Source organism: Hominibacterium faecale (genome assembly GCF_020734085.1).
In the GTDB taxonomy this organism is placed as follows: domain Bacteria; phylum Bacillota; class Clostridia; order Peptostreptococcales; family Anaerovoracaceae; genus Hominibacterium; species Hominibacterium faecale.
On sequence record NZ_JAJAGH010000010.1, the window covers coordinates 1 to 12,828 of the forward strand.

11 protein-coding genes are annotated in these 12,828 nt (G+C 47.4%); 2 read left to right on the forward strand and 9 right to left on the reverse strand.

Going from position 1 to position 12,828, the window contains the following annotated elements; all coding sequences use genetic code 11:
* Positions 1-118 precede the first annotated feature (118 nt).
* From guaA to LG211_RS14415, 3 genes are read right to left on the reverse strand one after another with little or no spacing between them, the layout of a single operon-like run.
* On the reverse strand, positions 119-1,663 hold the full coding sequence (guaA, locus tag LG211_RS14405) for a glutamine-hydrolyzing GMP synthase (RefSeq protein ID WP_269477864.1): 1,545 nt from the start codon (positions 1,661-1,663) through the stop codon (positions 119-121).
* A 12-nt stretch (positions 1,664-1,675) separates the two neighbouring features.
* A complete protein-coding gene (locus LG211_RS14410) occupies positions 1,676-3,187 on the reverse strand; it encodes an IMP dehydrogenase (protein ID WP_148396985.1) in 1,512 nt (503 codons plus the stop codon).
* A gap of 22 nt (positions 3,188-3,209) precedes the next feature.
* Positions 3,210-3,965, reverse strand: coding sequence for a M15 family metallopeptidase (locus LG211_RS14415; protein WP_269477865.1), 756 nt, complete (start codon positions 3,963-3,965; stop codon positions 3,210-3,212).
* Positions 3,966-4,299: 334 nt separating this feature from the next.
* Here LG211_RS14415 and LG211_RS14420 point away from each other — a divergent pair, with 334 nt between their 5' ends.
* Entirely contained in the window at positions 4,300-5,466 is a 1,167-nt protein-coding gene (locus tag LG211_RS14420; protein ID WP_269477866.1) for an FIST signal transduction protein, read from the forward strand.
* Between the two features lie 48 nt (positions 5,467-5,514).
* Positions 5,515-6,948, forward strand: coding sequence for an aldehyde dehydrogenase family protein (locus tag LG211_RS14425; RefSeq protein WP_148396987.1), 1,434 nt, complete (start codon positions 5,515-5,517; stop codon positions 6,946-6,948).
* 155 nt (positions 6,949-7,103) lie between these two features.
* On the opposite strand, the gene LG211_RS14430 is transcribed toward LG211_RS14425, so the two are convergent.
* The 6 genes from LG211_RS14430 to LG211_RS14455 form a co-directional block, all read right to left on the reverse strand.
* Positions 7,104-8,030 (reverse strand): AraC family transcriptional regulator, encoded by a 927-nt coding sequence (locus tag LG211_RS14430; protein ID WP_269477867.1) that lies wholly within the window; start codon positions 8,028-8,030, stop codon positions 7,104-7,106.
* A 217-nt stretch (positions 8,031-8,247) separates the two neighbouring features.
* The gene (locus LG211_RS14435; protein ID WP_253020822.1) at positions 8,248-8,760 is read right to left on the reverse strand and encodes a ferritin; all 513 of its coding nucleotides are present in this window, start codon (positions 8,758-8,760) and stop codon (positions 8,248-8,250) included.
* Positions 8,761-8,832: 72 nt separating this feature from the next.
* Entirely contained in the window at positions 8,833-9,612 is a 780-nt protein-coding gene (locus LG211_RS14440; RefSeq protein ID WP_148396990.1) for an IclR family transcriptional regulator, read from the reverse strand.
* 157 nt (positions 9,613-9,769) lie between these two features.
* Positions 9,770-11,410, reverse strand: a complete 1,641-nt coding sequence (groL, locus tag LG211_RS14445; protein WP_148396991.1) for a chaperonin GroEL — start codon at positions 11,408-11,410, stop codon at positions 9,770-9,772.
* Between the two features lie 23 nt (positions 11,411-11,433).
* Entirely contained in the window at positions 11,434-11,712 is a 279-nt protein-coding gene (locus LG211_RS14450) for a co-chaperone GroES (RefSeq protein WP_148396992.1), read from the reverse strand.
* A 205-nt stretch (positions 11,713-11,917) separates the two neighbouring features.
* The gene (locus LG211_RS14455) at positions 11,918-12,700 is read right to left on the reverse strand and encodes a prepilin-type N-terminal cleavage/methylation domain-containing protein (RefSeq protein ID WP_269477868.1); all 783 of its coding nucleotides are present in this window, start codon (positions 12,698-12,700) and stop codon (positions 11,918-11,920) included.
* Positions 12,701-12,828 lie beyond the last annotated feature (128 nt).

The window sequence follows — 12,828 nt, forward strand, 5'->3', positions numbered from 1 at the left end:
CACGAAACCGTTTATTCAATCTGTTTTGATTTCTACCTTTAAGGTTCTTTCTTTTACACAAAACTTTCCGGGGTCTCCTCAAACGCTGTATTTCCAACGTATGAGAGTTTTGTTTTAGCTATTCAAACTCTATCGTCCCAGGCGGCTTACTCGTACAATCATAAAGCACCCGATTCACATGAGCCACCTCATTGACAATCCGGCTCGTCACCTTCCCCAGCACCTCCCAAGGAATCTGCGCCGCCTCCGCCGTCATAAAGTCAATCGTATTCACAGCACGCAGCGCGATGGCATAATCGTAAGTCCGCTCATCACCCATAACGCCAACCGACCGCATATTGGTCAGCGCCGCAAAATACTGCCCGATATCGCGAGCGATCCCGGCCGCTGCGATCTCCTCACGGTAGATCGCATCCGCATCCTGCACGATCTTCACCTTCTCAGCCGTAACCTCGCCGATAATGCGAATCCCAAGACCCGGCCCCGGGAACGGCTGACGGAACACCAAATGCTCCGGAATTCCCAGCTCCAGTCCAGCCTTGCGGACCTCATCCTTGAACAGATCCCGCAGAGGCTCGATAATTTCCTTAAAATCCACATAGTCCGGCAGGCCGCCCACATTGTGATGAGACTTGATGACAGCAGACTCGCCGCCTACGCCGCTTTCCACCACGTCGGGATAAATGGTCCCCTGAACCAAGAAGTCCACTGACCCGATCTTTTTCGCTTCCTCTTCAAAGACCCGGATAAACTCTTCTCCGATGATTTTCCGTTTCTTCTCCGGCTCCGTTACACCGGCCAGCTTCTCATAAAAGCGCTGCTGGGCATTGACCCGGATGAAGTTCAGATCATACGGGCCTGACGGTCCAAACACCTCTTCCACTTCGTCGCCCTCATTTTTACGGAGAAGGCCGTGATCCACGAACACGCAGGTGAGCTGAGCTCCGATGGCCTTTGACAGCATGACCGCCGCCACCGAAGAATCCACGCCACCGGACAAAGCGCAGAGCACACGCCCGGAGCCAACCTTGGCCCGGATGGCTTCGATGGAAGTTTCCACAAAGGAATCCATTCTCCAGTCGCCTTTGCAGCCACATACATTATACACAAAATTGGACAGCATCTTTGTCCCTTCAGCAGTGTGAAGCACTTCCGGATGGAACTGCAATGCGTAAAGACCCTTTTCCGGCATTTCCGCTGCAGCCACCGGACAGTCAGGCGTATGGGCTGTTACAACAAAACCCTGCGCAGCCGACTCAATGTAGTCATTGTGGCTCATCCAGCAAACCGTCTTTTCAGACACATCAGAAAACAGCTTGGACGATTGATCCACCGTAACCTCAATTTTTCCGTATTCCCGAACCGGCGCCTTGCAAACATGGCCGCCCAAAAGATGCATCATCAGCTGTGAGCCGTAGCAAATTCCCAAAACGGGAATTCCCAGCTCAAAAAGCTCCTTTGTATAAGTGGGCGAATCCGCTTCGTAAGCGCTGCTTGGGCCCCCGGTGAGGATGATCCCTTTGGGGTTCATCGCCTTGATTTCTTCAATATCTCTTTTATAAGAATAAATTTCACAGTACACGTTGCATTCACGCACACGCCGGGCGATCAGCTGATTATACTGCCCGCCGAAATCCATCACAATTATTTTTTCATGCTGCATGGAATCCTCTCCTTATCTCAAGTTGCTGCTGTTTGAAGTATCCTTTAAGATAACGTCGTGTGCTCCGCCCTCCACAAGGCTGGTAGCGGAAACAATGGTCATCTTGGCCTTCTTCTGCAATTCCGGTATGGTCAAAACGCCGCAGTTGCACATGGTCGATTTCACTTTCTGCAGGGAATAGCGGACGTTGTCACTCAATGCTCCCGCATAAGGCACGTAGGAATCGACGCCTTCCTCAAAAGAGAGCTTGCTGTCGCCGCCCATATCGTAACGCTGCCAGTTACGGGCGCGGTTGGAACCTTCGCCCCAATATTCCTTCACATAGTTGCCGTTGATATTAAGCTTGTTGGTTGGTGATTCATCAAATCTGGAGAAGTACCTGCCCAGCATAATAAAATCAGCCCCCATGGCAAGAGCCAGGGTCATGTGATAATCATAAACGATTCCGCCGTCGGAGCAAATGGGAATATAAACGCCTGTCTTTTCGTAATATTCGTTTCTGGCCTGAGCCACCTCGATCACTGCACTGGCCTGGCCACGGCCGATGCCCTTCTGCTCTCTGGTGATGCAGATGGAGCCGCCGCCGATTCCGATCTTAACAAAATCAGCGCCCGCTTCCGCAAGATAGTTAAAACCTTCCCGGTCAACAACGTTTCCAGCGCCGATTTTTACCGAATCGCCGTATTTAGCGCGGACAAAATCCAGCGTATCCTTCTGCCATTCGGAGAAGCCTTCGGAAGAGTCAATGCACAGCACATCCGCGCCCGCCTCAACCAGCGCCGGAATACGTTCCGCATAATCCCTGGTATTCACGCCGGCTCCCACCATATAGCGCTTATGTTCATCCAACAGTTCATTTGGATACGCCTTGTGGGTATCATAGTCTTTTCTGAAGACAAAATGAGTCAGTCTCTGATTATCATCGATCACCGGAACCGTATTCAATTTGTTATCCCAAAGAACATCATTGGCTTCCGAAAGAGTGGCTCCTTCTTTCACATAAATCAGTTTTTCAAAGGGTGTCATAAATTCTTTAACCTTGGTTTCCAAAGACATTCTGCTGATCCGGTAATCCCTGCTGGTAACGATGCCCACCAGCTTGCCTTCCGCCGTTCCATCCTCAGTGACAGCCGTTGTGGAATGGCCTGTCCGCTCTTTCAGCTCCAGGAGTTCTCCCAAAGTCTGATCAGGACGAATGTTGGCGTCGCTGGTCACAAATCCGGCTTTATGGCTCTTTACCCGGCGAATCATCGCTGCCTGGTTCTCAATGGTCTGTGATCCAAAGATAAAAGAAATCCCGCCTTCCTTTGCCAGCGCAACGGCCAGCTTATCGTCGGATACCGCCTGCATGATCGCGGAAACAAGAGGAATTTTCATCTTAATGGAAGATTCCTCACCTTTTTTAAATTTAACGACCGGGGTGGCAAGGTTGACATTATCAACCCTGCATTCCTTTGAGGAATAGCCCGGTACCAGTAAATACTCGCTGAATGTCCTTGATGGTTCATTGAAATATACTGCCATTTTACCCTCCTTTAAAACATCTTTATACTTCTCCCAAATACTCTTCGAGAGTGATTTTTTGTTCATAAATTTCTTTCGCAGCATCCTTTCCCACATAGCGGATGTGCCAGGGTTCATATTCATACCCCGTAATATCTTCTTTCCCTTTTAAATAGCGGATAATAAATCCGTATTTATGGGCATTTTTAGCCAGCCATTCTCCTTCATCCGTATTGCCGTAAGCCTGCACCAGATTATAATTCACTGAAGGCGACGATACATCTGCACAAAGGCCGCTTTGATGTTCGCTGTATCCCGGCTTTGCGCTGTATTGCTCGGCTGCGTACTTGCCATCCTTGCCCACGTATTTCTCGTAGAGCACTTTCTGGTAAGCGTACGGCCGAAATCCGCTGGTAAGCTTGATGGTATGCCCCTGTTTATCAGCTGCTTTTGCCAAATCATTAAAAGCGGACGCTACCGTTTTTCGCAGCTTTTGATATTCCGATTCCCGGGATGAAACCTTGTACTTTACTTTCTTAAGGTCCCCCGGTTCATAATCTTTTCCAAGCCCATGGCTCTTATTGACAAGAATCAGATATTCCGAAGACTTGTCCACTGCCGGAGGCTGAGTCTGAATCGCGGCTTCAGTTGCCGGAACCGTCGCGTTTACCTGCGTGTCACCCTCCCCTACGTCCTGGTGAACATAAGGCGCCAGCAGAAAATAGAATCCGGAAAATACCAGCAGCATTAGTATGGCAACAGCTAGCCTGAGCGTAGGTTTTTTCCTATTCTTCACCATTTGTTTCCCCTTTTTCTTATAATACAGGAACTATCGATTGCGCAGCATTTCCTGTATTTCAAAAAAGTTTACCTTGTGAAAGTGAGCGCCAAGCGCGAATAACGTTTCCAAAGAAAACTTTTTTTATTCAAAACTATATTAACATATTTTATAATAAAAAACCCTCTTTTACAAATAAATTTTCCGCATTTCTCCTTGTTCCGCATTACGAAACCACCTGTCTGCATAATAAAACACACGGCGTTGACTAACTGAATTTTCGGACTTATTATGGGTGTTGAAAAGGGGTTAAGAAAAAATATATTGAGATAAGTCTTATAAGGAGGTACGAATTATGTTAAAGGTAAAAACAGGCGCAAGCGTAAACACCAATGCGGCGGCGGCCGGGAAAGAAGCTGCCTTACAAGTAAAAGAAAATGCAGCTGATATGAAAATGGCTTTCGTATACAGCGGGGTGCAGTATGATCAGAAGGAACTGCTGGCCGCCATTGCAGCCGAGCTTCCAGGTGTGCCATTGATCGGCAACACATCCTTTACAGGTGTCATCACCCAGGACGGATTTATCTCCGGTGAAGATGGATTTGTAGGCATCATGGCCATGTCTGACGAGGCGTTGAAGGTCGGCGTAGCCGGAATGGCCAAGGAAGGCACTGCAAGAGAAACCGGCAAAAAAGTCGCCGAAATGGCCCTAAAAAACGCAGGAACGGATGCTACGCCCGACTACTTTTATATGACAGCGCCTCCGGGAGAAGAGGAATTCTATCTGAAAGGAATCACAGAAGTAATCGGCCGGGTTCCCTTCTTCGGCGGCAGCGCTGCTGACAATGCCATAGCCGGTGAATGGCTGCTTTACACCGATCAGATGGTGACAGCCGATGGACTTGGCGTCGCATTCTTCTACACAGATAAACCTTTTGCCAACAAATATACCGGAGCCTATGGTGAAACCGACAAAATGGGCATTATTACAAAGGTCGCCCAAAATCGGACCCTGCAGGAAATCGATGGAATTCCCGCTCTGGAAAAATATCGTCAGTGGACCGGAGCCTCAAAGGAACAGGTCACAGAAGGCAATTTGCTCGCCTACAGTATCACCAATCCGCTGGGCGTGAAAGACCGCATGGGTGATCTGATCGCAATTCGCCACCCGATGAACGGTAATGCCGATGATTCCATCAACGTGGGCAACAACCTGGCTGTTGGAACGGCGGTCATTCTCATGGAAGGAAGTGTCGACGGCCTGATTTCTTCGGTAGGCAAGACGCTGGAAGATTTGAAAGCAAGAATGAATGGCGAAATCGGCGGACTGCACCTGGTACACTGCGGCGGCAGGAGAGCCGGTATTGACAACCGGATTGACGAAGTTACCGCACAAGTGAAAAAAGCGGTGGGAGATATTCCATTCATCATGGAGTTCACCTTCGGGGAATACGGATATGAAGATGACGGATGCAACACCTGCGGCGGCCTGATGCTGTCCTTCACCGCATTTGGAAAATAGATTACATACATAAAGAAGGGATTGTTCAGAAGAAAGGAGATTATCACTATGAAAATGATTATTAATGGAAAAAAGGTTGACAGTGTGAGCGGAGAAACCTTTGACGTGCTGGCGCCGGCCACCGGAGAAGTGATCGAATCCGTGCCCAAAGCAACTGCTGAAGATATTGAAAAGGCCATCGACGCAGCGGAAGCCGGCCAGAAAATATGGGCGGAAGTTCCCGTCTGCGAAAAAGCCGAGGTCCTTTATCGGTTCCTGGATATCGTGGAAGAAAATAAGGAAAGCCTGGCCCAGTTGTTGTCCGCTGAAAACGGTAAACCAATCACAGAAGCCAGGGCGGAAATCGGAAACATCAAGATCGGCTTTTCCGGTTTTATCGAGCATGCAAAGCACTATTACGGCGCTATTATCCCTCCGGGTACGGAAGCCGGGCAGGCAGCCAACCTGCAGCTGGTAACCAGAGAACCCATCGGGATTGTGGCCTGCATCATACCATTCAACTTCCCGTGCGACTTATATGATCAGAAGGTTGCGCCGGCCTTGATGATGGGGAATGCTGCCATCGTGCTGCCATCATCCGATAATCCGTTGACCCTGATGCGCCTCACCGAGATGCTGGTTGAGGCCGGCGTACCAAACGGAGTCATCCAGTGTCTCACTGCTCCCGGCGCTGTGAAAAGTGCGGCTGTAGCTGATCCCAGAGTCCATCTGGTCACCTTAACCGGAAGCACGGAAGTGGGAATCGATACCGCTCAGATTGCTGCTAAAAACTTGACCCATACAGCCCTTGAACTGGGGGGCAATGACGCCTTTATCGTATTGGAAGACGGTGACGTGGATTTGGCTGTAGAAGAAATGATCTGGGGCCGGATGTACAATACCGGACAGGTCTGCTGCGCCAGCAAGCGTTTTCTGGTCCACAATTCCCTCAAAGACGAATTCGCAGAAAAATGTGTTGCCAGAATCAAACAGATGAAAGTAGGTATGCCCAAGGAAGAGAACACCCAGATTGGTTGTCTGATCAGCGAAAAAGCAGCTGTTAAAGTTGAAAAAGAGGTTGAACTGACCGTCCAGCAGGGAGGAAAAGTCATCCTGGGAGGAAAAAGAAACGGCGCCTTCTACGAGCCGACCGTTATCGTCGATGTTCCTAAGACCGCAGACGTTGCCAAGGATATGGAAATTTTCGGCCCGGTCGTTCCTATCATCGGCTTCGATACCGATGAGGAAGCCATCGAAATCGCCAACGCGTCCATCTTTGGATTGTCAAGCTGCGTCTTCTCCAAAGATCAAAAGCGCGCCTTCAAGGTTGCAAAAGCCATGGAAGCAGGCGGCGCGGTCATCAACGGAGCCAGCTTCTTCAGAGCCTTTGAAATGCCTTTCGGCGGCTGGAAGCACAGCGGCATCGGTACGGAAGGCGTCATGTCCACCTTCGATGAAATGACCCGCGTCAAAAACATCGTTTTAAAGAATATTTACGAATAATCATACAAAGAGAAAAAGGGGCTGTCGCACATTTCAAAATAAGTGATGTGTGGGATCAGCTCCTTTTTCGCACAAATTTCGCGAATTGATGGTTGAAACGTGGAGGTTTCCTAAAAGCTCCGCCTTCGCAGCGGATTAAGTCAGCAGGTTTGCGTTTATTCTTTTGATAGAGTAACGGGAGCTACCCAAATTTCCATGCGATTAGTTTCTTGTAAGGTCATATTATATTTTTCAGCAGAAAATGGTTTTGTAGTTAGACCATGCCTGGGAAGCCATGTGCTAAAAAGATATTTTCCTGCCTGGTCCAGCGCTGATGATACAAGTTCTTCAAAGCTTTCAGCCTCTATGGAACAAACAATGTAGTCTCCTTCTGGCAACTCCTGTTGCACAAAACCACCGTTCAGCTTTTGCGGAATGTTTTTGGCAAGTCCCCCTGCAAAATAGGAAAATGTTTCTTTTTCCTCATCCGCGGAATATGGCATGCCCAATTCAATGTTCGGATGAATATATTGATCAATTGCCTTTTTTTCTTTATGATAACTAATCCAAAGCTGTCCTGGTACATCTATGCCTGTCCTTTCTCCAACTGGTGTTTGTGCCGTTATGGAAACATCTGCTGAAAGACCCAGATAAACTTCCGGAGTGTCAAGGTGTTCTCTGCGTATTTCTAAAATGATATTTTCAACGATTAGAGGAACACCCTCATCCGCCATTTCATAACCCAAAGAAAGAATCGGTTTTACAAAAGTATTGAGAAGCGGTCGATGTTTTTTATATTCCTCTGGTGTAATCCCATAGGTGTCCTTAAAGGCCCTGGTAAAATTTGAATGACTGGCAAAGCCATAGTCTAACGCCACATCTAAAATCCGCGGGTTCCCTGTATTTAGTGTATCGATCGCTTCTGCCAAACGCCGCAGTTTGACGTACTCTTGCAGCGGTTTATTTACCAGCCGCTTAAACAATCTTTGAAAATAAAATGGTGACAATCCAGCTATTTCAGCTAAAACTTCTGCCCGTATATTTTCCTGTAAATGTTCCTCAATGTAATCGACAGATTTTTGAACTGCTTCCCATGCGTGCATATTGTTTACCTCCTGTTTGATTGTGTCATTATTATATCAAATGAATCACGCTTGGGCTTTCCCTGCAATGCCCAGTTGGAAATCAGAATTGTGAACACCCTTCTAGAAAAAAGCTCTAAGCGCCTTCACCAACCATGAAAAAACTCATGATTAAGAAGTTGCTTAGAGCAGGTATCATCCAATAAATTTATATAATCCAAAGCACTTATGCAGTCTTTTACAGCGTCAGTGACGGCGCGTTATATGTCCTGCCCGCCAGTTCGCTGTCCAGCATATACAGGCCCTTAGCATCACTGCCAAACAGTTCAAACTTACGAACCAGGCTGTCAGCCGTATCTTCTTCCTCAGCCTGTTCTTTTACAAACCAATCCAGGAACTGCATGGTCCGGAAATCCTTATCCTGATAAGCGGCATCATAGATGTTATGAATCAAGCCGGTTACATACCGTTCATGCTCCGCACCCACTTTCAAAGGATCGATAAATTCCTTGAATTCCTTATCCGGCTTGCCGATCGCTTCCAATGTGACGGACTGGCCGTTCTGCTGAAGATATTCCATGAAAAGCATAGCGTGATCCCGCTCTTCCTGTGCTTGAATCTTGTACCAGTTATAAAAACCGTCCAGATTCTCATCCTTATAATAATTCGCCATATCCAGATACAGATAGGCAGAATAAAATTCCTTATTCACCTGGTCGTTCAACAATTCTACTACTTTTTTTGATAACATATCGCTTCCTCCTTATCTTACAAATGTCACTACTCTTATATGTATACCACATTTTTTTAAATTGTAACAAATTTATTCAACATAGCCCATGCTCCGCGACAGCTCCAGTGCCACCTGCTTTACATAGGCAGCCGTGTCCTCAATGCGGTCATCTGTCAGTACACGTACATCTCCGCTGGCGCTGATAGAAGCAATGATATCACCACGATAATCGTAGATAGGCGCTCCAATACATCGATGCCCGATCTCAAATTCCTGATCATCCATAGCCCAGCCTTGCCTGCGTACCTTGGTCATTTCCTCATGAAGTTCTTCCATGCTGGAAATGGTGTTGGGCGTAAATTTAATGAAGCTGCAGTTTTTCATTCGGTCTTCCAACTCCTCCTTTGAGTAATTGGAAAGAAGACATTTGCCCAAAGATGAACAATAGGCGTGCATTCGCAGTCCGATCTGGGAATACATCTTCACCGTGGAAACCACATCCATCTTTTCGATATAGACTACTTGATCTCCGTCCAGTACGCCTAAATGGGAGGTCAATCCCAAATGGGATGTAATCTGTACGATATAGGGCCGGGCCTCGGTCTGCAGCTCCAGGCTGTTGATGTAGCAGCTGACCGCCTCAATCAGCTTCAGTCCGATCTTGTAAGTGCCCGATTCTGTCTTTTCTATGTAATTTCTTCTCGTCAGCGTCGCTAAAAGTCGATGTGCCGTACTTTTATGGAGTCCCACACGGTTTGCCAGCTCGGTAACACCCAGGCCCTCCTGTTCCTCTGCTAAAACTTCAATCATGTCCAGCACTCGATCCACAGATTGTACGCCTTTATCATCGTGGGTCGAAGGCTTTGTCATAAATCCACCTCCTCGCATTACTGTGATAACGTTGCAAATTCAAGTTTGGGTCTATTATACCACAGTTAAAAAGGTTGGGGAGCTTTTTTTCTTTTGAGAAAAGGAAGAGCAGTCTGCTGGGCAGACTGCTCGAAACTATTCTTTTGGAAATGTCAGCTTACATCATTCCCGGCATACCGCCCGGCATTCCGCCGCCCATTGGAGGCATTGCCGCGCCTTCTTCTGCAGGAGCATCTGTTACGCCTGCTTCTGTTGTCAGGAGCATTGCGGAAGCGGATGCCGCGTTCTGCAGGGCTGATCTTGTAACCTTAGCAGGGTCTACGATACCTGCGTCGATCATATTTTCATATTCTTCGTGAGCTGCGTTAAAGCCTACGCCCGCGTCGCTGGTAAGAACTTTAGCAACAACTACGCTGCCTTCGAATCCAGCGTTTTCTGCGATCTGTCTAACCGGCTCTTCCAGAGCTCTCTGGATGATTGCTGCACCAGTCTTTTCATCGCCGGCCAGGTCTTTCACATATTTTGCCACTGCCGGAATTGCGTTGGCCAGCGCTACGCCGCCGCCGGAAACGATACCCTCTTCAACTGCCGCTTTTGTAGCGTTGAGAGCATCTTCAATTCTCAGCTTTCTTTCTTTCAGTTCTGTTTCGGTAGCTGCACCTACTTTGATTACTGCTACGCCGCCGGACAGTTTTGCCAGTCTTTCCTGAGTCTTTTCTTTATCGAAATCTGAAGTGCTTTCTTCGATCTGCGCTTTCAGCTGATGAACTCTCGCTTCGATTTCGCTGGCATCGCCTGCTCCGTCTACGATTACGGTGTTTTCTTTGTCAACCTTAACGGTTGCGGCTGTACCCAGCATATCCAGGGTAGCTTCCTTAATATCATAGCCAACTTCTTCAGAGATTACTGTACCGCCGGTCAGGATAGCGATATCTTCCATCATGGCCTTTCTTCTGTCGCCGAAGCCAGGAGCCTTAACAGCTACACAGTCGAAGGTTCCCTTCAGCTTGTTGACAACGATGGTTGCCAGCGCTTCGCCTTCCAGATCTTCGCAGATGATCATCAGTTTTCTTCCCTGCTGTACGACCTGCTCTAAGATTGGCAGCAGCTCCTGAATGTTGGAGATTTTCTTATCTGTCAGTAAGATGTAGGGGTTTTCTAAAACAGCTTCCATCTTTTCTGTATCAGTTACCATATATGCGGACAGGTAGCCTCTGTCAAACTGCATACCTTCTACTACGTCCAGCGTCGTTCCCATGGATTTTGCTTCTTCTACGGTGATAACGCCGTCTTTGCCCACTTTTTCCATCGCTTCTGCGATCAGTGCGCCGATCTGGTCATCAGCAGCGGAAATGGATGCAACCTGCGCGATGCTTTCTTTGCTGTCCACTTCGTGGGAAATCTTCTGAATTTCATCCACAGCCACATCAACAGCTCCCTGGATTCCTTTTTTCAGTACCATTGGGTTTGCGCCAGCTGCTACATTTTTAAATCCTTCTTTAATGATGATCTGAGCCAGCAGTGTCGCTGTAGTCGTACCGTCGCCAGCGACGTCGTTGGTCTTTGTCGCAACTTCTTTGACCAGCTGAGCCCCCATGTTTTCAACAGCATCATCCAGCTCGATCTCTTTTGCGATAGTCACGCCGTCGTTGGTGATCAGCGGTGATCCGAACTTTTTATCGAGAAGAACGTTTCTTCCCTTTGGTCCTAACGTAATTTTTACTGTATCTGCAAGTTTGTCAACGCCTGCCTGTAATTTTCTTCTGGCGTCCTCACCATAATGTAATTCTTTTGCCATTCCTCATTACCTACCTTTCCTAATTACTCCACGGTTGCTAAAATGTCTCTCTGGTTTAAGATCGTGTATTCTTCACCCTGATATTTGATCTCTGTTCCGGCATACTGGGAAAAGATCACTGTGTCTCCTGCTTTCAGTTCCATCTTTTCTTCTTCTGTCCCAGGTCCCACTGCAACGATCTCCGCCATCTGAGGCTTTTCTTTCGCCTGACCAGGCAGTACAATGCCGCTGGCTGTCTTTTCTTCTGCTTCTAATCTTTTAATAACCACACGTGCGCCCAAAGGCTTAATTCCAAAACTCATAGTTTCATCTCCTTCACTTTTATAGTTATTTTATTATCTACGATTTGTTAGCACTCACTCTTTACGAGTGCTAACTATAATTTAATACTTTCAGTCCCAGTTGTCAACAGGTTTTTTTGGTTTTTTGCTAAAGATTTTTTAAAGAAAGGAAAAGCGGCAGGCTGCCCGGACTCTTCTCCGTTCAGCTGCCGCCTTAAATCAGATTTTATTTTTTCTTAAATCCTTTTCCCGCTAAGTATTCATCAACAAAGTGATCAATGTCTTTGCCTTTGTAATTCTTAGCGTCAGCTATATTGGTTTCTTTTCCGCCTGTACTATAAACTTCTCCATTCACTTTGATGATCCCTGCATTCCAGGAACCCTGGGGGTTCCCCTCCGAATATGGGGATAAATTTGCAAAATATATGATATTCCCGTTACCCAACTGATAAGGACGCCAGTACATGGTTTTTCCATCATAGCCTGTGCTGGCAAGCTCTGTCTCGCTGACCTTAGGCAGGCTTCCGTAGGCCTTATAGACATTCCTAATCAGCTCGCTATCCTTGCCGCTATTATTCAGCTCTTCCGCAGCCTTCTTCACCGCTGCAGCAAACTTACTGAACTCATCCGCTGCGCACCCGCAGGTAAACTCGCCCCGATAGCCGGCGCCGGAAGGAATCAACTTAAACTCATAATCCTGATCATATACCGGGCATTTGGTTTCACCTTCATAATATCCGTTATCCAGCATGTACTTTGCCACATTGGTACCAGTAATCTTTATCACATCTGCGGTCGTAGTGCAGCTGCGTATCTGAGGATCATAATTAAACATAGCAATAAACTTCTTTTCCAGATCACCCCGCTGAATGGCGCATTTTGTCTTTTCCGTCTTTTTAATATATCCAGTGTATGCCGGAATCAAAATCGCAGCCAGTATGGCCAAGATTACCAGCACCACTATCACTTCGACCAGTGTGAAGCCTCTACTATCTTTCCTTCTTTCCATATCAAATCCTGCCTCTTTCGGAAAAATCCACGCGGTCATAATCAGCCCAGCGATGTTTCTATCGTTCTCTTTCAACCGTTCGCATCTATTTTACCACAAATTTAAAAAATGAACACCCCCGGCAAAGG